Below are 19000 nucleotides of genomic sequence, written 5' to 3'. Positions count from 1 at the left end.
CTCCTCGGCGGCGCTAAAAGGGGGGTGATTGAGCAGCCGGCGCCAGCCGGCTTTCGGGTTTGGCTGTTGGCTGTTCGGCTGTTCCGGGGCTCCCCCTTGGAGGAGCCGAGAAGCGCAGGGCGGCGAGGCGTGCGCGCAGCGCACTTCGTCAACTGACTTCGCGCAGCTGTTTGACCGCAGCGTAGCGAAGGGAGTTCTGCGCGAGCCTCGTCGTCCGAGCATCGCAGGGGACCCCGCAGCGAAGCGAAGGGGCGACGGAACGGGGGCGATTTCTTTGCTTACTTTCTTGTTCGCACAAGAAAGTGAGTCGGCCGCCGGGACGAACTCCCGGCTGGGCCTCGGCACAAAGACACAGCTACGAAAAGGCCACCACATCAGCTGCTTGCCGCGCTGGCACCCGACGCCGCCGCATCCGCCGCACTCGGCGGCGCCAGCAGCACCTTCTCGCCGGCCTTCAGGCCATCCAGCACCTGCACCTTGGCGCCGTCCTGCAGGCCCACCTTGACCTGCCGCGGCGTCTGCTTGTTCGCCGCGTCCAGCACCTGCACCGTGAAGCGACCGTCCTTGCCGCGCTCACCGAGCGCGACGATGGGCATGGCCAGCACCTGCTTGGCCGAGCCGGTCTCGATGTCGACCTGCACCGTCATGTCGCTGAACAGCGCCCGCTCGCGGTTGTCCACCTCGAACAGCACGTTGTAGAACACCGCATTGCCCGCGCGCTCCGGCACGGGCTGGATGACGCGCACCTTGCCTTCGTAGCGCTTGCCTTCGCCCGACAGCGTGGTGAAGCGCGCCGTCTGGCCGACCTTGATGGCCTGGATGTCGGCCTCGGGCACCTTGGTGCGCACGGTGATGGTGTCCAGATCGGCCAGCGTCAGGATGACGGGCGTGATCTGCACGGAGATCAGCGTCTGGCCCACCTGCACGGGCAGGTTGACGACGGTGCCATTCATGGGCGCGGTGATGCGCGTGTAGGAGAGGCTGACCTTCTTCTTGTCCAGCTCGGCCTGCAGGCGCGTGAGGTTGGCGGCCTGGCCACGCAGGTCGGCTTCGATCTTGGCGATGTCGATCTCGGCCTTCTCGGCTTCGTTGCCCGAAGTGGCCTGGCCGGCCAGCAGGCGCTGCTGGCGCTTGAGTTCGCGGCGGGCGGCTTCGGCGTCGACGCGGCGGCTGTCGATGGAGGCGCTGGCCTGGGCCACCGCGGCTTCGGCTTGCGCCACGTCGCTGCGTGCCAGCTCGGGGTCCAGGCTGACGAGCAGGTCGCCCTTCTTGACCTGCTGGCCCAGCTCGATGTGGATGGTCTGGACCTGGCCGCTGACCTGGGCGCCGACGTCGACGCGCGTCTTGGCCTGCAGCACGCCGGCGGCCTGCACGGTCTGGGTCACGTCAGCCAGGGCGACGACGCCGCTGGGCGGCGGTGGCGGCGGCGGCGGCGTGCGGGTGAACCACCACGTGGCCCCGCCAGCGGCGAGCACGGCAATGACGATCAGGCGCACGCGCCAGCGTTTCAGAAAAGAAGCTTTCATGTCCCTCCCAGGACGATGGGGTCTTATTCGCCCCTTCCGGCCGGCGTTGGCGTGATGGGTCGGCTAGCGTAGCAGTTGAACGGAGCCTGTCGGCCCCACTTCACACATCGTCGTGAGTGAAGCGCCGCTTGGCAAAAGTCATGTGGGGTCAGGGCTTGAGCACTTCAAGCCCGTGCACTCAGCGGCTGTGCGAGGTCAGCCGGGCCAGCGGCGAGGCCATGCTGACGCCGGGAGCAGCCGTGCTGGCTCCACGCCCCGGTTTGCCCTCGTCGTCCTCGCCGCCGACGGTCAGCGCGGCAATGCTGTCGGGGCTGCGGCGCATGGCCACGCCCACGGCCAGGATGTCGATGACCAGCAGGTGCAGGATGCGGCTGACCATGGGCAGGTGGGTGGCGATGTCTTCGATGTGGTCGACGATCAGCGTCGCATCTGCCTTCTTGGCCAGCGGGCTCTGGCTGGCCGTGATGGCCACAACCTTGGCGCCGCGTTCCTGCGCCTTCTCGACGACGGACAGCAGCTCGGGCAGGCGGCCGCCGCTGCTGATGACGACGGCCACGTCGCCTTCGCGCAGCACATCGGCGGCCAGCAGCTGCAGGCGCGGGTCGGTGTAGGCGCCGCAGGGCATGCCGAAGCGCAGGAACTTGAACTGCGCGTCCTGCGCGACGACGCCGTAATGCCCGAGCGCAAAGAACTCGATGCGGTGGGCCGACAACAGCATGTCGATGGCGCGGTCGATGGTGTCGCGGTTGAGGTGGCTGCGCACCTGCAGGATGGCGCTGGCGGTGTTACCCAGCACCTTGGCGCCCAGCTCCAGCATGGAGTCGTTGGTGTTGACCTGGGTGTGCGTCACCGGCACCGTGCCCGTCAGGCCGGAAGCCAGGCGCAGCTTGAAGTCCGACAGGCCCTCGCAACCCAGCGACCGGCAGAAGCGGATGACCGTGGGCTGGCTGACGCCGGCGGCGCGGGCGATCTCGGCGATGGGGTCGTTCAGCACCGAGCGCGGCTGGGCGAGCACCAGGTCAGCCACGCGCAGCTCGGCGGGCGACAGCTCGCTGCGGGCGCGGCGGATCTGGCCGAGGATGGCCGAGCCGGGCGAGGCCTGCAGGTTGCGCAGCTGGTTTTCAAGAATGGCCGAGGCGCCCTTGAAGGTGGCGTGCTCGGCCGTGATGACGAAGGTCGGGATGGCCGACACGTACTCGCGGAAGCGCCCCTTGTCCTCGAAGCGCTCGCGAAACGGGCTGCGGTCGAAATACTCGCCCAGGCGCGGCACGATGCCGCCGCCGATATAGATGCCACCCAGCGAACCCAGCGTGACGGCCAGGTTGGCCGCGCAGGTGCCAAGCAGGCCGCAGAAGACCTCCAGCGTCTCCAGGCACAGCGCGTCGCCGTCCTCCAGCGCGCGCTGGGTGATGGCAGGCGCCTGCAGCGGCTCGGTGGCCACGCCGTTGCGGTCGGCCAGGGCCTTGTAGATCAGCTCCAGGCCGGGGCCGGAGATCAGGCGCTCATAGGAGACGTGGTCGAGCGTCTTCCAGGCGAACTTCAGGATGTCCATCTCGCGCTCATCACGCGGGCCGAAGTTGACGTGGCCGCCCTCGGTGCCGAGCGCAATCCAGCCTTCCCCGGCCGGGATCAGCCCCGACACGCCCAGGCCCGTACCCGCGCCCAGCAGGCCGATGACGCTGGGTCGGCGCGCCTGGCCGCCGCCGACCTGGTGCACATCCACTTCGGCCAGCCGGGGCAGGGCCATGGCCAGGGCGGTGAAGTCGTTGACGACGACGAGGGTGTCCAGGCTCAGGCGCTGGCGCATCTCGTCGATGGAGAACTGCCAGTGGTAGTTGGTCATGCGCACCCGATCGCCTTCGACCGGGTTGGCGATGGCGATGGCTGCATGCGCGATTTGCTGTGCGCCGCCGTCCTGCCAGCTCAGGCCTTGCAGATAAGCGCGCACGGCGGCGTGGAAGTCGGCGTGGTCGGCGCAGCGCAGCGAGGCCATCTGCGTGAACTCACCCGGGCCGACTTCCAGCGCGAAACGGGCATAGGTGCCGCCAATATCGGCAAGCAGGCGGGGGCTGTCGAAACGGGGCATGGGCGCTGAAGGAACCTGAGGAAAGACGGCGATTATCAGCAGGCGCGCAGGCGACCTGCCTTGGACCCTTTCGGGGGCGATTCCTGGTGTGGAAGCTCAAACAGGTTGTAGCTTCACTACAGATCCTCGGCAATCGAGTTTCCCCAGGGCGATGGCTGGCTTGCCGGGAGTTGAAAGCGGTTTCTCATTCGAGATTTGATTCCAAGGGCGAGTATGTATTGTCGATTTGATGTAGTTTTGCTACCGTCCGCCGCGACCGTCATTTCACCCTTTTCAGCCCTGTGTTTGCCACTGTCCGACTCCTGAATATCCGCTGCCTTGCGCCCCTCCTTGTTTCGGGAGTTCCTGTATGAGTGCCGCCTACCCTTGGTTGGTGGCCGACGTCGGCGGCACCAATGCGCGTTTCGGCACCGTTGCCGGCCCCGGCGCCGCAGTGGAAGACGTGCGGGTGCTGTCGGTGGCGGGCCATGCGGGCCCGGCGGCCGCTGTCCGCGCTTATCTGCAGGGGCAGCCCGCCGGCAAGGCCGAGCCGCAAAGTGCGGCCTTTGCGCTCGCGACGGCGCTGGACGGCGATCACATCGAGCTGACCAACGGTGCCTGGAGCTTCTCGCGCGCCGGCACGCAGGCCGAACTGGGCCTGAAGACGCTGCTCTGCCTGAATGATTTCGAGGCCCAGGCGCTGTCGCTACCGCGGCTGCGGGCCGACCAGCTGCGCGCCTGGGGTGCGCCCCCGCCGGCGACCGGTGACGTGGCCGTGGGCACGGTCATGGCCGTCATCGGCCCGGGCACCGGCCTGGGCGTGGGTGGCGTCGTGCGCGCCCCCGGACGCTGGCTGGCGCTGCCGGGTGAGGGTGGGCACGCGACGCTGGCGCCGGCGGACGATTTTGAGAGCGCCGTGCTGAGCCAGGCGCGCCGCGAGTTCCCGCATGTGTCGGCCGAGCGCTTCCTGTCGGGCATCGGGCTGCCGGTGCTGTGCCGCGCCGTCGCGGCCGCGCTCGGCGAGGGCGAAGACGTCAGCTCGCTGCCGACCGAGCAGATCGTCGCCCGGGGCCTGGCCGGTGAGTCGACTGCTTGCGTGCGCACGCTGGATCTCTTCTGCGCCATGCTGGGTGGTTTCGCCGGCAGCGTCGCGCTGACGCTGGGCTCGCGCGGCGGCGTTTTCATCGGCGGCGGCATCGTGCCGCGCCTGGGTGAGCGCTTCTTCCAGTCGGAGTTCCGCGCCCGTTTCGAGGCCAAGGGGCGCTTCCAGCCCTTCCTGGCGGGCATCCCCACGGCCCTCATCACCGACACGCTGGCCGCATTGTCCGGCGCCGCCCTGGCGCTGGAGCAGGCCGACGCCTGACACGGCGCGCGCGGTCTGCGCGCGCCGTCTTCTCACACGCGATCTTTGGCACCACGCCGCCGCCGCGCGGCCGGTGTGGCTTCGCCTTGCGTGCTCTCGCCTTGCATGACCGCCCCCTTGCGCCTTGCATCGCCCTGGCGCGATCGGTCACGCCGGCAGACCTGTTGTTAACCCCTAAGTTGATGCTGTAGTTGCGCTACAAGTTTTGACTTCTTGCGTAGTTGTTCGCCCTGATGTTTCGTCGGCAGTGTCAATTCCATGCTGGTTTACCCGCGGTTTTTGACTGAAATCGGGTCGTTTCTTCGCAACGTCTAGGGTTTACGCAGATGCTGGAAAAAATCTAGTTTTGATACAAACCTGCTCGAGACGTTGGGTTCTCGCCCACGAGACGCGCGCCGGTGGCCCCGGAGGCGGACTTCGGGCCAAGCCGTTTTCCAATGAACTAGAGGAGACATTCATGACCATGAGCCAAGACAAGTGCGGGTCGGGCACCGCGGCGTCGTTCCGCATCAGTCCGATTGCCATCGGCTGCACGTTGCTGATCGCCGCCGCAGGCGCACAAGCGCAGACCCAGCAACTCGAAACGGTGACCGTCACCGGCATCCGCAGAGGCATCGAGGCATCGATCTCGGTCAAGAAGAACGCCGACAACATCGTTGAGTCGGTCTCGGCCGAAGACATCGGCAAGCTGCCCGACATCAGCATCGCCGAGTCCATCGGCCGCCTGCCGGGCCTTTCCGCCCAGCGCGTGGCGGGTCGCGCCCAGGTCATCAGCGTGCGCGGCCTGTCGCCCGATTTCGCCACCTCGCTGCTCAATGGCCGTGAGCTGGTGAGCACCGGCGACAACCGCTCGGTCGAGTTCGATCAGTACCCCTCCGAGCTGCTGGCCGGCGTGAGCGTCTACAAGACGCCGGACGGCGGCCTGGTCGGCCAGGGCCTGTCCGGCACCATCGACATGCAGACCGTGCGCCCATTGAACTTCGGCAGTCGCGTGATGGCCGTCAACGTGCGCGGTCAGAGGAATTCGCTGGGCGGTGCCGCCGGTTCCAAGGGCACGGGCAACCGCTTCAGCGCCAGCTACATCGACCAGTTCGCCGACCGCACCGTCGGTCTGGTGCTGGGCTATGCCCACCAGGAAACCCCGATCCAGGAAGAGCAGGTCGGCCTGTACGAGCCCTGGCAGTCGCTGGGCGCCGGCTGGCGTCCGGGCGTGGCGGCAGGTACGTTCTATTCCGATGGCATCAAGGCCCTGCGCCGCACTGGGGTGACCAAGCGCGACGCCTTCATGGCGACCGCCGAGTTCCGCCCGAACAAGGGCTTCACCAGCGTGGTGGACTACTACCACACCAGGGCCACGCAGGAGGACACCGCGAACCAGTTCGAAGTCAATCTCGGCGGCTACAACGGCGGTTACAACCCGGGCCTGAACATCGCTTCCCCGGTGGTGAACGGCAACAACACCTTCGTCGGCGGCAGCGCCAGCGGCCTGTACCCGCTGGTGCGTGGCATGTACAACGACCGCAGGGACACCATCGATGCCTTCGGCTGGAACAACAAGCTCAAGCTGGCCGGCGGCGGCACGCTGACGGCGGATGTGAGCTACTCCAAGGCTGACCGCAAGGAAACCAATCTCGAGAACAACACGCAGTTGCTGCCCACCGGCGCAACCGCACCGCTGGACACCCTGAAGCTGAATTTCGCCACGTCCAGTTTCCCGACGCTGACCCCCACGCTGAACTACTCCGACCCGACCAAGCTGTTCCTGCGCGGCACGATCTACGGCTCGGGCTACGGCAAGCGTCCCAGCGTTGAGGACGAACTCAAGTCGTTCAAGCTGGCTGGCAACTTCCCGCTGCCGGATTCGATCAAGGGCTTCTTCCAGGACGTGGACCTGGGTGTCAACTACGCCGACCGCTCCAAGAAGAAGCGCCAGCCCGAGGGCAACATCAACGTCGGCTCGCAGGGTGACACCGCCATTGCCAGCGACCTGCAGTACGCCCCCGTGGACCTGAGCTTTGCGGGCCTGGGCAGCATCCCGGCCTGGAACGTGCCGGGCGCCGTGTCGCGCTACATGACTTTCAACCCCAGCGAGACCAGCGCGGCCTATCTGATTCCCAAGGCCTGGAACGTGTACGAGAAGGCCACCACCGGCTTCATCAAGGGCAACATCGACACCGAGTGGGGCGGCATCCCCATGCGCGGCAACGTGGGCCTGCAAGTCATTCGCGTGGATCAGTCGTCCACGTCGAATTATTGGGACAGCAACGCGCCCGCCGGCAGCAATGTCAAGACCAACAGCGACGGCAAGGTGCGCACCGACGTGCTGCCAAGCATGAACCTGGCTTTCTCGCTGGCCGATGACCAGACCCTGCGCGTAGCCCTGGCCCGCCAGATGGCCCGCCCGCGCGTGGACCAGCTCCGCTCGGGCATCGAGTTCGGCGTCGACAACTCGACCGGCAAGCCCGGCGCCAGCGGCGGCAACCCCAAGGCCGATCCGTGGATCGCCAATGCCTTCGACGTGTCCTATGAGAAGTACTTCGGCACCAAGGCCTATATCGCCGCGGCGGGCTTCTACAAGGACTTGAAGAGCTACATCTACACCCAGAAACAGGACGGCTACGACTTCACGGACTTCGTCAAAAGCTACACGCCGCCGAACACGTGCACGACGCCTGCCGGCCCCAATCAGCCTTGTCCCGCCGCGCTGCCCACGGGTACGTTCACGGCGCCGTTCAACGGCAAGGGCGGGAAGCTGTCTGGTGTCGAGCTCTCGGCCTCGCTGCCGCTGAGCCTCGTCTCCGACACCTTCAAGGGCTTTGGCATCCAGGCCAGCGCCAGCTTCACCCACAGCAGCATCAAGATCCAGGATCCGGAGAGTGCGAGCAGCGTGGGTGGCGGCGACATCGCGCTGCCCGGCCTGTCCAAGCGGGTCTACAACCTGACGGCCTACTACGAGGCCAATGGGTTCGAGGCCCGCGTGAGCCAGCGCCGCCGCTCGGACTTCATTGGTGAAATCGGCAACTTCAACGGCTCACGTACCCTGCGCTACGTTGTTGGCGAGAAGATCACCGACCTCCAACTGGGCTACTCCTTCAACGAGGGCGCCTTCAAGGGTCTGGGGCTGCTGTTCCAGGTCAACAACCTGACCAACGAGGCTTACCAAACCTACGCCGGCACCAAGGATCGCCCGTTGGAGTACATCCGCTGGGGGCGCACCTTCCTGCTGGGGGCGAACTACAAGTTCTGATGCTTCGGTGTTGAATGAGGCCCGGCCGTGCGCCGGGCTTTTTCGTTTGGGGGCCCTCATCGGCCCGGTCGGGAGACGGGCGATGATTCAGGGGACACATGACGCACAAGCTGGAGAGAAGCTCGACCTCTGTCGCACGCATGGACGCATCTTCCGTTTCAATGGCGCCACCGCTTGCCACTTGCCCGCGATCACGCAGCACGTCCCTCATCGAGACCGCCATGCCCAACCGCCGCACCGTACTGACCGCCGCCACCTCACTCGCCCTGCCCGCCATGAGTGCCTCTGCCGCCGCTTCCGTCGAGATGCCCCATCTGCCCTGGACCCGCCAGGCCGTCATCTACCAGATCAACGTTCGCCAGTTCTCGCCCGAAGGCACGTTCAAGGCCGTGCAGTCGGACCTGCAGCGGCTGAAAAGGCTGGGCGTGGACATCCTGTGGCTGATGCCCATCCAGCCCATCGGCAAGCTCAACCGCAAGGGGACGCTGGGCAGCTACTACTCGATCAGCGACTACACGGCCGTGAACCCCGAGTTCGGCACGCTGGCCGATGCCAAGGCGCTGGTCGCTGCGGCGCACAAGCTGGGGTTCAAGGTCATCCTCGACTGGGTGGCCAACCACACGGCCTGGGAACACCCCTGGGCTACGGCACACAAGGATTGGTACAAGCTCAACGGCAAGGGTGAGATCCACGCCGTCACTTTCAACGAAGGCCAGCCGGGCGAGGAGCACTGGGACGATGTCGTCGCGCTGAACTACAAGAGCCCGGGCTTGCGCGCCGCAATGATCGACGCGATGAAGTTCTGGGTGCGAGAAACCGGCATCGATGGCTTCCGCTGCGATGTGGCCAGCCTGGTGCCGACCGACTTCTGGGTGCGTGTGCGCAAGGAGCTGGACGCGGTCAAGCCGATGTTCATGCTGGCCGAGTCCGACGCCATCGACCTGCACACCAGCGGCGCCTTCGACATGACCTATTCCTGGGACCTGGCCGACCAGGTGTTCAAGAAGATCGGCAAGGGCGAGGCGGGCGCCCCACGGTTGAAGGAGTGGCTGGCCAAGCAACCGGCGGGCTTTCCCGCCCATGCCTACCGCATGCGCTTCACGAGCAATCACGACTTCAACTCCTGGCACGGCACCGACGCCGATCTCTACGGCGACGCCTACCCCGCACTGGCGGTACTGACGTTCACGCTGCCCGGCATGCCGCTGGTCTACAACGGCCAGGAGTCGCGGTTGACCAAGAAGCTGGAGTTCTTCGAGAAGGACGCCATCGACTGGAAGACCTATGAGCTGAGCGACTTCTACGCCAGCCTCGCTGCGCTCAAGCACCAGCATCCGGCGCTGGCCGCCGGCCAGTACGGCGCGCCGGTGAAGCTGCTGGACAGCCCGCCCGACATCGTCGCCTTCGAGCGCCGCCTGGACCAGGACCTGGTGCGCGTGGCTGTCAACCTGTCGAAGATGGAACAGCTCTGGCAGGGCCACAAGCTGCGCCCATGGGGGTGGCAGTTGTCATGAGAATCCTCATTACTGGCCTGAACGGCACGTTGGCGCCACGCTTGGCCGAGGCTGCGCGCGCAGCCGGGCATCAGGTCATCGGCTGGGACCGTACCGCGGTGAACCTCGACGATGAGAAGCTGTCAGCCACCTGGCTTTCCGCGCAGTCGGTGGACGCGATCGCCCACCTGGGCATGGCTTCGGCGCGCTTCGCGGGCTGGCTGGCGTCGCGCTGTCCGAACTTCCTGTTTACCAGCACGGTCATGGTCTTCGACCACGAGCCCGACGGTCCGCATGACGTGGCCGACGCGCGCAACGCCAAGGACGAATACGGCCGCTACAAGGCCGAGTGCGAAGACGCCGTGTTGCTGGCCAATGAGAGGCCCGTCATCGCCCGCATCGGCTGGCAGATCGACGCGACCCGGCCTGGCAACAACATGCTGATGACGCTGGATGAATGGCAAAAGCGCGATGGCCATGTGGCCGCAAGCCGAGCATGGACGCCGGCCTGCTCCTTCATGACCGACACGGCCGCCGCGCTGCTGGCGTTGATCGAACGGCCGCTGCTCGGTGTGCACCACCTGGACAGCAATTCCGAGGAGGGCTGGCGCTTTGATGAGGTGGCGCGCGCACTCGCGATCGAGTTCGGCCGCGACTGGCAAGTCCAGGCGGACGAGGGCTACCGGCATGACCAGCGCCTCATCGGCGGCGTCAGCCGCTTGCCACCGCTTTCGGCGCGCTTGCCTGGGCTCACCCGTGATTGAGCGCTGGCCCATCAACGGCAAGGGCCGCAGCCGCACGGTGGCTCATGGGGGTTTTGGCGGCCTGGTCTGGACGGTGGCCAACGCGACCGACTTCTCGGCCGGCTTTGAAGAACAGGTGCGTCAAAGCCTGCAGATGCTCGAAGCGCATCTGCAGGAAGCCGGCTCGGCGCGCACCCACCTGCTGTCGCTGCAGGTCATCCTCACCGACATCGCCAACCGGGATGCTTTCGACCTGCAATGGCAGGCATGGATCGGGCCGCATCCCGAACATTGGCCGCAGCGGGCCTGCTTCCAATCTGGCCTGGCGCCGGGGTTGTTGATCGAACTGGTGGTCGTCGCGGCGCCTGTTTCGGCGGGGCAGAAGCTGGGCTCCTGAGACCAGGCCCGCCCGCGTCGACAATGACGCCATGAAACCACCCGCCCGCCTGCAGGCACTGATTGATGAAGGCCTGATCGACAGCGTCGTTAGGCAACTGAAGAGCGGCAAGGAAGCCGATGTCTACGTCGTGCGCTGCGGCGATGACACCTGTGCCGCCAAGGTCTACAAGGAGGCCAACAAGCGGGGCTTCCGCCAGGCCGTCGACTACACCGAGAACCGCAAGGTCCGCAACAGCCGGCAGGCGCGCGCGATGGCCAAGCGCACGACCTTCGGCCGCCAGCAGCAGGAGGCGGCGTGGCAGAGCGCCGAGGTCGACGCGCTCTACCGCCTGGCTGCGGCCGGCGTGCGGGTGCCGCGGCCCGACAACTTCCATGATGGCGTGCTGCTGATGGAACTGGTGGCCGATGAGTTCGGCGACGCTGCACCGCGGCTCAATGACCTGAGCTTCAGCGCGGCCGAGGCGCGCCAGCACCACGACACGCTGATCGGCGAGGTCGTTCGCATGCTCTGCGCGGGTGTCATCCATGGCGACCTGTCCGAGTTCAACGTGCTGCTGGCCGCCGATGGCCCGGTCATCATCGACCTGCCGCAGGCCGTGGACGCCGCCGGCAACAACCATGCGCCGCGCATGCTCATACGCGACGTGAACAACCTGCGCAACTTCTTCGGCCAGCACGCGCCGGACTTGCTGGCCACGCAGTACGGCCCCGAGATCTGGTCGCTCTACGCTGCCGGTTTGCTGGTGCCCGGCATGCCGCTGACGGGCCGCTACGAGCACAAGCGCGGCGAGGTGGACCTGTCGGGCGTGTTGAGGGAGATCGAGGACGCGCGCCTGGAAGAGGCAGCGCGCGTTCTTCGCATGAGCTAGGTTTCGCCCGGCTGCAGCTACAGCTCGCGCCGCTGGCCTGCAGCACGGCGCCGTAGAACTCGCGATGCAGACGCTGGAAGATGCCGTCGGTGATCGCCGCCTCCAGGCGGGTCTTCAGCTCGGCGGCCAGGCCGGGGCGACTCGGGCTGACGAAGAGATAGGCCGCCGCGGGGTAGTGCAGCATCAGGTTGGGCGCGATGGCCAGTCCCGCCGAGGTGACGGGGTTGACCCTAGAGCTGGTGGCGCTCGGCTTCGAGTTGTTGTTCGCGCAGCTGGTGCAGCAAAGCCGCGTCGTCCAGGGCTGCATCTTGCTGCGCCAATGCGCCGCAGCTGCGCAGGGTGTGGCCGTGCTCGCGCAGCGCCTGCTGGAGCCACTGGGCACGCCTGAGGGTGCGCGGCGTGCAGGAGCGGCCGCGCAGGTCGTCTTCGAGATCGCTGCGGTGGGCGCGCCAGGCGTCGGCCAGGTAGAGCCGACCCGGCGCGTGGACCAGTTCGTGGCGCCAGCGAACGGCCAGCCCACGGTAGTGACCGATGACGCGCCCGGTGGCGCCGCGGCAGGCCAGGCGCTCGGCCAGGCCCTCATAGGCCTGCGCTGCCAGCCGCTTGAAACCCAGGAAATGGGACAGGGCGTCGCCATCGCTGCCCGCATCGAGCAAGGCGCCGAACAGGTGGCGGCTTTCGATGCGTTCGGCGAGGTGGTATTGGGGGCGGTTGTGGCCATCGCCGGCGCTGTTGAACTGTGTCAGCGGGTCGAAGCGGTAGCAGTAGCCGAAGTCGTAGAGCCAGACGCGTTCGCCGTCGTCCAGCAGATTGCCGGCGCTGTAGTCCCACTCGAAGAAGCCGTGCTCGATCAGCGCGCAGCCGGCTTCGAGCAGCGTGCGCGCCTGGCGCTCGTCGAGCACGCCCGGGGGGCGGCCGGCAATCCAGGGCGATACGACGAGGCCATCGCGTAGCGAGCCGTAGGCGGGCGCGACGACGCCCGGCAAGGCCAGCCCGGCCAGCTCGGCGTGGCGCTGCAGCTCGTTCAGGAAGGATGTCTGGCCGTCGGGGTTGCGCACCCGGCATTCGGCGCGGGCGCGCTTGATGGCCCAGCGCTGGCCGGCGTGGTTGAGGCACAGCACCTCGGCGGTCAAGCCGCCGTTGTGCGCGGCTTCAACGCCGGGGCTGTCGGCGTTCAGTGCCTTCAGTTGCGCGACCGGCAAGGGCAGCGCGGCCGCATCACCAAAGGCGAACTCGGCACCACTGGAGATGAAAGCCAGGTTGGTTCGCTGGCGTGCTTCGTCCAGCGTCAGATCAGGCCCGGCCATGCATCGCCATGTTGGTCGAAGGCCGCGCGGACGGCGACCACCAGTTCGGCTGGCAGCGGTCCACGCGAGATCGCTTCGATGTTGCGGCGCAGGTTGGCCGGTTTGGCGGTGCCGACGATGGCGCTGGCAACGCCCGTGTGGAAGGCCGCGAAGCGCAGGGCCAGGTCAGCCCAGTCTTCCTTCGCGGGCAGGCTCATGGCCTTGAAGCGGTCCCAGTACTGGCCTTCTGCGAAGTCATCCGGCCGCTGCGCATGGCGCCAGACGGCGCCGGCCAGCGGGCGTTTGGCGATGACGCCGATGCCGGCATGGTCGGCCCGAGCGGCACGCAGGTTCAGATGGGCCTGGTCGCAAATGCTGACCGAGGTCTGCAGGCTGCCAAAGGCGTCACTGGCGATCGCGAAGTCGATCTCGGCGTTGTCACCCGAGTAGGCGGCCACGCGCAGCTTGCCGCTCGCACGGCAGTCGTTCAGCGCGCGCGTCACCTCGCCTTGCTCCAGCACATGCAGCGGGCATGAATGCAGGTGGACGATGTCGAGCCAGTCGGTCTGCATCAGCCGCAGCGCGCGCTCGACGCCCTGCACGATGCAGTCGTACGTCCAGTCCGGCACGCCTTCGACGCCGTAGCCCACCTTGGTGGACAGCACGAAGTCCGCACGGCGCGTGTTGAGGTGGCGGCCGATCCGCTCCTCGCTGAGGCCGTAGCCGCGGGCGGTGTCGACGAGGTTGATGCCAAGGTCCAGCACATGGTTCAGCAACGCGCCGGCTTCAGCCTCGGTCGTGCGCTCGTCGTTGATGTGCATCGCGCCGAAGCCCAGCGCGGAGACCTTGAGGCCTGTGTGGCCGAGAGGGTTCAGGATCATGGGGTGATGAGGACGCGGCCGAACAGCGGCGGCACGGTGAGTTGAATCCAGCCGTTCTTCACGGTCACGGTGGAGCCGCCCAGTGCGTCGCGCAGTTGGTCGGCCGGGAAGGGCAGGCCAACGCTGACGGTGCGTGGCTTGTCGCTGTTGTTGGTCGCCGTGATGGCCCAGGTCTTGCCGTCCTGGCGCGCCAGCACGACGACATGGTCGTCAACATGCAGCGGTGCGCTCAGCGTGCCATGGCGCAGCACGGGAAGGTCGTGACGCAGCTGGGTCAGGCGCTTGAAGTCGGCCAGCAGCGCGTTGTCGGGCTGGCCGCCTTCGTCGGCCCAGGGGTAGGGCGCGCGGTTGTAGGGGTCGTCGCCACCGCCCAAGCCCACTTCGTCGCCGTAGTAGATGGTCGGCGAGCCGGGGTAGGTCATCTGGAAGAAGACGGCGAGGCGCAGGCGCTGCTTGGCCAGCGCCAGATCGCGGTCCTCGCCGAAGTGGTGCAGGGCGCGCGGCTGGTCGTGGGTCGACAACAGGTTCATCAGCGCATAGAAGGACTGCGCCGGATAGGCCTCGCGCATCAGCTCCAGGTTGGCGGCCATCAGCTTGCCGCTCTTGCCGGCGGCGTAGTCCAGCACGGCGTTGCGGAAGATGTAGTTCATCGTCGAGTCGAACATGTCGCCGAGGAAGTACTTCGACGAATCGAACCAGGTCTCGGCGACGGTCAGCGCGTCGGGCTTCTTGGCCTTGACAGCCTGGCGCCATTCGCGCCAGAAGTCGTCGGGCACCCAGGGCGCCACGTCCATGCGCCAGCCGGCCGCGCCGCGGTCCAGCCAGAGGTTGGTCACCGAGTCCTTGTCGCGGTAGGCGTAGGCGCGAAAGGACGGGGCGCTCTTGTCGATCTCCGGCAGATCGGACACGCCGACCCAGCCCTGGAACTGCTTGTTGGGGTCAGTCTCCTCGGGCTTGAACTTGAACCAGCTCGCATACGGCGAGGCGGGGTTGATCTTGCCGCCGTCAAACGCACCGCCCGCGGGGAAATTGGAGAAGCGGTTGAAGTAGGGAGAGTCTGCGCCGACGTGGTTCAGCGAGGTGTCGGGGATGACGCGGATGCCGCGCTTGGCGGCTTCGGCGCACAGGCGAACGAAGTCGTCGTTGCTGCCGAAGGCCGGGTCGATCTGCTTGTAGTCGGCCGCGTCGTACTTGTGGTTGCTGGGCGCGCGGAACACCGGCGTCAGGTAGATGGCGTTGGCCCCCAGGCTCTTGATGTAGTCCAGCTTCTCGATGATGCCGGCGAGGTCGCCACCGAAGAAGTCGTTGTTGTAGAGCTTGTCCGAGCCGTCACCCGTACTCGGCTTGAAGGGCTTCTCGTTCCACTTCTCGTGGCGTTCGACGTCGCGGTCCTGGTAGCGGTCCTGTGGCCGGCCGCCGCCGGGGCGAGGGTCGTTGCCCTTGTCGCCATTGCGGAAGCGCTCGGGGAAGACGTAGTAGTAGACGATGTCCCGGGCCCAGGCCGGCACCTCGAAACCGGGCGCATGGATGGTCTGGCGGTAGCGGCGCACGCGGTTGGTGTTGGACGGCAGGCGCTCGACCGAGGCAGGCCCCATGGAGCCCTTCTCGCGCGTCCAGTAGATGGGGTCCTTGTTGTTCTGCAGCGCGTACTTGCCCTGGGCGGTCTCGATCTCGAACCAGTAGCCGTAGATGCCAGTGGCGTCGAAGCGATAGCTCGCTGTGAAGCCGATGCCCATGCCGCGCGAATGTGGCGTCATGGCGATGCGGGCCACAGATTCGTAGGCGAGCTGCTCCTGGTTACCGGTCATCTGGCGGCGTTCGATGACGAGGGTGGCCTGCTTCAGGCCGGGCACGTCGTTACCGATGCTGAAGCGGATCTCGCTGCCGGCGGGCTGGGCACCGAAAGGCGCCTTGGACTCGGCACTGCGGGAGTCGAAGTGGGTCGTCAGCGCAGCCTTGTCGGTGAGGGGCTTGGGTGGCGTGGGTTTGAAGGTCCTGGGGCCGACGGTAAGCGTGGCGCTGCCGTCGGCGGCAATCGCCAGGCGTAGCGTCTGCTCCCCCTTGAAGTCGCGCTTGAGGTTGCCACCGGCACCGCGAGCCGGGTCGCCCTTGGCGTCGCCGCCAAAGGTGAGGGCGGCCGTCCAGTCCTCATCGGCGAGCTTGAACTCCTGCGGCCCTTTGGCTTTGAGGTTGAGGAAGTAGGCATCGCAGCGGTACTCGAAGGCGTGGTCATCCTGCGCCGCCCAGTTGTTCAGCCCACCGCGCAGATAAAGAGTGGCGTCGCCGAGCGGTGCGGGTTTGCAGTTGGCGGCATGAGCCGCAGGGACGAGCGAAAGCAACGCTGCGCACAGCGCGAATGTCTTCAACATATGGATCAGCCCTTGACGCCGCCAGCAGTCAGGCCGGAGACGATCCAGCGCTGTGCCAGCAGGAAGACCAACGTGATCGGCAGGCCCGACAGCACGGCCGCGGCCGCGAAGTCGCCCCACAGGAAACGCTGGTCGTGCAGGAAGTATTTGGAGCCCACCGCGAGCGTGAGGTTGCCCTCTTCGCGCAGCAGGATGGACGCCACCGGGTACTCGATGATGGTGCCGATGAAAGCCAGCACGAAGACCACCATCAGGATGGGAATCGCCATCGGCAGCAGCACGCGCGAGAAGGCCTGCCAGTGCGTCGCGCCGTCGACCTTGGCGTTCTCCTCGATCTCGACGGGGATGGTCTCGAAGTAACCCTTGATGGTCCACACATGCGTGGCGATGCCGCCCAGGTAGGCGAGCACCAGGCCGGCGTGCGTCTCGATGCCCAGCGCCGGCACATAGGTGCCGATGGTCTCGAAGATGGCGTAGATGGCGACGAGCGCCAGCACCGGCGGGAACATCTGCAGCAGCAGCATGCCGTTGAGCACCGGCTTGTCGAAGCGGAACTTCATGCGCGCGAAGGCGTAGGCGGCGCTGGTGGAGATGGCGACGATGAGGAAGGCCGAGATGGTGGCGATCTTGATCGAGTTCCACAGCCAGGTCAGCACGGGGAAGGGCGGCTGCACGAGGCTGCCGTCGGCGGCCTGGTAGGGGATGCCCAAAGCGAGCTTCCAATGCTCCAGGCTGATCTCGGTCGGGATCAGGCTGCCGGTGGCGAAGTTGCCGGGGCGCAGCGAGATGGACACGACGGCCAGCAGCGGGAAGATGGTGGTGGCGATGAAGAGCCACATCACCGCGTGGCCGGCGAGGGTGCGCCAGCGGGCTTGTTTGCCGAGGACGATGGCCATGGTTCAGAACTCCGAATGTCTTTCTGGATGGGTCGGGATCGGCCCGGGTGAGCGGTCTGCTCCGTGTCCCCCGCCCGCTGCGCGGTCTCCTCCTTTACCTGCGCAGCCCGCCCACCCGGCCCGATCCAACACCAGCGGTTTCCTTCGCTGAAGAAACCCACTGGGTCCAGTTGCCGAGTGCGGCGGGCGAGGGACGAAGGTAAAGGAGGAGGTCGCGTAGCGGCCGGGGGACACGTAGTCCCTCGTCTGCCGCGCTTGGCAACCCATCGATGCCAGCATCATTTTTGTGCCTTGGCGCTCATGCGAAGGTTGATCAGCGACAGCGCCGCCACGAGGAAGAAGATCAGCGTCGAGATCGCCGCAGCCAGGCCGAAGTCGGAGCCCGAGTCCTTGAAAGCGATGCGGTAGGTGTAGCTGACGAGGATGTCGGTCTGGCCCGCGGGCAGCTTGGTGGACAGGAAGTCCGGCCGGCCGTCGGTCAGCAGCGCGATCAGCACGAAGTTGTTGAAGTTGAAGGCGAAGGCACTGACCAGCAGCGGCGCCAGCGGCTTGATGATCAGCGGCGCAGTGATCTTGAGGAAGTTGGTCGCGGGGCTGGCGCCGGCCAGCGCCGAGGCTTCGTACAGGTCCGCGGGAATCGCCTTCAGTAGCCCTGAGCACAGGATCATGATGTAGGGATAGCCCAGCCACACGTTGACGATCAGCAGCATGGTCTTGGCCAGCAGCGGGTCGGCAAACCAGGCCGGCTTGACGCCGATCAGTGCGTTCAAGATGGCATTGATCTCGCCGAAGTTCTGGTTGAACAGGCCCTTGAAGACGAGGATGGAAATGAAGCCCGGCACCGCATACGGCAGGAAGAGCAGGGTGCGGTAGGTGGTGCGGTACTTCATGCCCTCCCAGTTCAGCAGCACGGCGAAGAGCATGCCGATGGCGGTTGAGAAGACGACGGTCAGCGCAGAGAAGATGACCGTCCAGCTGAAGATGGACAGGAAGGGGCCGCGGAACTCGGCGTCGAACAGCATGCGCGTGTAGTTCGCCACGCCGATGAAGGCCTTGAAGCCGGGTTGCAGCGTCTCGACCTTGCCGCCGTCGGCCTGGGCCTCGAAGAAGCCGGTGTCACGGTTGGGCTTGAAGACGGCGCCATCCAGCGCGCGGGTCAGGCTGCCGTCGGCATTCGTCGTCCACATCGGCTTGACGGGCCCGAACTCGCGCAGGCCGAGGTAATGCAGCTCGGTCCTGTCGGGCGCAACGAGCACGAGCTTGGCGAGGGCGTCGCGGTGCTTGATCAGCTCGGGCAAGGGCAGGGCGGCGCCTGTCGGTGCGGACGTGGCGTCCGCCGCGGCCAGGTCCACTCGGAGGTCCTTGCCCGCGCGCAGCGCCAGCGGTGGCGACATCCACTGCGGGTTGGCTTCGCCCTCGGTTTTAAGCACGAGGCGGAATTCGGCGCCGCTGGCATGCAGGCTGTAGTTCAGCACCCGGTCTTCCACCGCGTCATGCTGCTCCAGCAGGTACTCGCGCACGCGGCTTTCGCTGAGCAGGTGGATGCTGGAGTAGTTCGTCAGGCCGATCTGCGCCGTGTAGACGAGCGGGAAGGCGATGAAGACCAGCATGCCGGCCACGCCGGGGAAGAGGTAGCGCCACGCAAAGCCGCCACGGCTCAGGTAGACGTAGAAGCCCGCCGTGAACAGCAGCAGCACGCCGGCAGCCCAGGCGGCCTGGCCGGTCGTGTAGATCAGGAAGACGAGATACAGCGCGGCGACCATGCCGAGGATGGCGAGCGGCCAGTGCAGCCACTTGGACAGCTTCTCGGTCAGCGAGGGCGGCAGCGTTGTGTAGGCGCCTTGGCCGAGGGATGAGGACAAG

Annotated in this window: 13 protein-coding genes; 6 read left to right on the top strand and 7 right to left on the bottom strand. The window is 66.6% G+C overall.

The annotated features are described in order from the left end of the window. Positions 1-374: 374 nt before the first annotated feature. Both ACXJKM_RS13685 and ACXJKM_RS13680 read right to left on the bottom strand, forming a co-directional pair. A complete protein-coding gene (locus ACXJKM_RS13685; RefSeq protein ID WP_457352963.1) occupies positions 375-1526 on the bottom strand; it encodes an efflux RND transporter periplasmic adaptor subunit in 1152 nt (383 codons plus the stop codon). A gap of 178 nt (positions 1527-1704) precedes the next feature. Then, entirely contained in the window at positions 1705-3612 is a 1908-nt protein-coding gene (locus tag ACXJKM_RS13680; protein ID WP_457352961.1) for a glucokinase, read from the bottom strand. A gap of 349 nt (positions 3613-3961) precedes the next feature. On the opposite strand from ACXJKM_RS13680, the gene glk reads away from it, so the two are divergent. From glk to ACXJKM_RS13650, 6 genes are all read left to right on the top strand, one after another. Continuing rightward, positions 3962-4954: a glucokinase gene (glk, locus tag ACXJKM_RS13675; RefSeq protein WP_457352959.1), complete on the top strand. Its 993-nt coding sequence runs from the start codon at positions 3962-3964 to the stop codon at positions 4952-4954. Positions 4955-5411: 457 nt separating this feature from the next. Beyond that, positions 5412-8201, top strand: coding sequence for a TonB-dependent receptor (locus ACXJKM_RS13670; RefSeq protein WP_457352957.1), 2790 nt, complete (start codon positions 5412-5414; stop codon positions 8199-8201). Between the two features lie 221 nt (positions 8202-8422). Beyond that, a complete protein-coding gene (locus ACXJKM_RS13665) occupies positions 8423-9715 on the top strand; it encodes an alpha-amylase family glycosyl hydrolase (RefSeq protein ID WP_457352955.1) in 1293 nt (430 codons plus the stop codon). After that, positions 9712-10458 (top strand): sugar nucleotide-binding protein, encoded by a 747-nt coding sequence (locus ACXJKM_RS13660; RefSeq protein WP_457352953.1) that lies wholly within the window; start codon positions 9712-9714, stop codon positions 10456-10458. Before ACXJKM_RS13665 ends, ACXJKM_RS13660 begins: the two co-directional genes overlap by 4 nt. After that, positions 10451-10834 carry a RidA family protein gene (locus tag ACXJKM_RS13655; RefSeq protein WP_457352951.1) on the top strand — a complete coding sequence of 128 codons (384 nt, stop codon included), beginning with the start codon at positions 10451-10453 and terminating at the stop codon, positions 10832-10834. Before ACXJKM_RS13660 ends, ACXJKM_RS13655 begins: the two co-directional genes overlap by 8 nt. 31 nt (positions 10835-10865) lie before the next feature. Further along, the gene (locus tag ACXJKM_RS13650) at positions 10866-11705 is read left to right on the top strand and encodes a PA4780 family RIO1-like protein kinase (protein WP_457352949.1); all 840 of its coding nucleotides are present in this window, start codon (positions 10866-10868) and stop codon (positions 11703-11705) included. A 230-nt stretch (positions 11706-11935) separates the two neighbouring features. Here ACXJKM_RS13650 and ACXJKM_RS13645 read toward each other — a convergent pair whose 3' ends face one another. The 5 genes from ACXJKM_RS13645 to malF all read right to left on the bottom strand — a co-directional run bounded on the left by ACXJKM_RS13645 (position 11936) and on the right by malF (position 18999). Then, positions 11936-13012, bottom strand: coding sequence for a hypothetical protein (locus ACXJKM_RS13645; protein ID WP_457352947.1), 1077 nt, complete (start codon positions 13010-13012; stop codon positions 11936-11938). After that, entirely contained in the window at positions 12994-13872 is an 879-nt protein-coding gene (locus tag ACXJKM_RS13640; RefSeq protein WP_457352945.1) for an aldo/keto reductase, read from the bottom strand. The genes ACXJKM_RS13645 and ACXJKM_RS13640 overlap by 19 nt, the downstream gene beginning before the upstream one ends. Further along, entirely contained in the window at positions 13869-16241 is a 2373-nt protein-coding gene (locus tag ACXJKM_RS13635; protein WP_457352943.1) for a glycoside hydrolase family 13 protein, read from the bottom strand. The genes ACXJKM_RS13640 and ACXJKM_RS13635 overlap by 4 nt, the downstream gene beginning before the upstream one ends. A 5-nt stretch (positions 16242-16246) precedes the next feature. Next, entirely contained in the window at positions 16247-17137 is an 891-nt protein-coding gene (gene malG / locus ACXJKM_RS13630) for a maltose ABC transporter permease MalG (RefSeq protein ID WP_056201809.1), read from the bottom strand. A 278-nt stretch (positions 17138-17415) separates the two neighbouring features. Then, positions 17416-18999 carry a maltose ABC transporter permease MalF gene (gene malF, locus ACXJKM_RS13625; protein WP_457352941.1) on the bottom strand — a complete coding sequence of 528 codons (1584 nt, stop codon included), beginning with the start codon at positions 18997-18999 and terminating at the stop codon, positions 17416-17418. Position 19000: the final 1 nt, after the last annotated feature.

It is taken from the genome of Roseateles sp. P5_D6, assembly GCF_054049415.1.
Note: the sequence above shows the minus strand (reverse complement) of the source record. Positions and strands in the feature narration are given on the sequence as shown.

Bases quoted from the DNA above. Each gene is read 5' to 3' on its own strand.
- ACXJKM_RS13640 (WP_457352945.1), bottom strand. From the start codon at position 13,872: ATGATCCTGAACCCTCTCGGCCACACAGGCCTCAAGGTCTCCGCGCTG.
- ACXJKM_RS13660 (WP_457352953.1), top strand. From the start codon at position 9,712: ATGAGAATCCTCATTACTGGCCTGAACGGCACGTTGGCGCCACGCTTG.
- malG (WP_056201809.1), bottom strand. From the start codon at position 17,137: ATGGCCATCGTCCTCGGCAAACAAGCCCGCTGGCGCACCCTCGCCGGC.
- ACXJKM_RS13680 (WP_457352961.1), bottom strand. From the start codon at position 3,612: ATGCCCCGTTTCGACAGCCCCCGCCTGCTTGCCGATATTGGCGGCACC.
- ACXJKM_RS13685 (WP_457352963.1), bottom strand. From the start codon at position 1,526: ATGAAAGCTTCTTTTCTGAAACGCTGGCGCGTGCGCCTGATCGTCATT.
- ACXJKM_RS13670 (WP_457352957.1), top strand. From the start codon at position 5,412: ATGACCATGAGCCAAGACAAGTGCGGGTCGGGCACCGCGGCGTCGTTC.
- ACXJKM_RS13645 (WP_457352947.1), bottom strand. From the start codon at position 13,012: ATGGCCGGGCCTGATCTGACGCTGGACGAAGCACGCCAGCGAACCAAC.
- ACXJKM_RS13665 (WP_457352955.1), top strand. From the start codon at position 8,423: ATGCCCAACCGCCGCACCGTACTGACCGCCGCCACCTCACTCGCCCTG.
- ACXJKM_RS13635 (WP_457352943.1), bottom strand. From the start codon at position 16,241: ATGTTGAAGACATTCGCGCTGTGCGCAGCGTTGCTTTCGCTCGTCCCT.
- glk (WP_457352959.1), top strand. From the start codon at position 3,962: ATGAGTGCCGCCTACCCTTGGTTGGTGGCCGACGTCGGCGGCACCAAT.
- ACXJKM_RS13650 (WP_457352949.1), top strand. From the start codon at position 10,866: ATGAAACCACCCGCCCGCCTGCAGGCACTGATTGATGAAGGCCTGATC.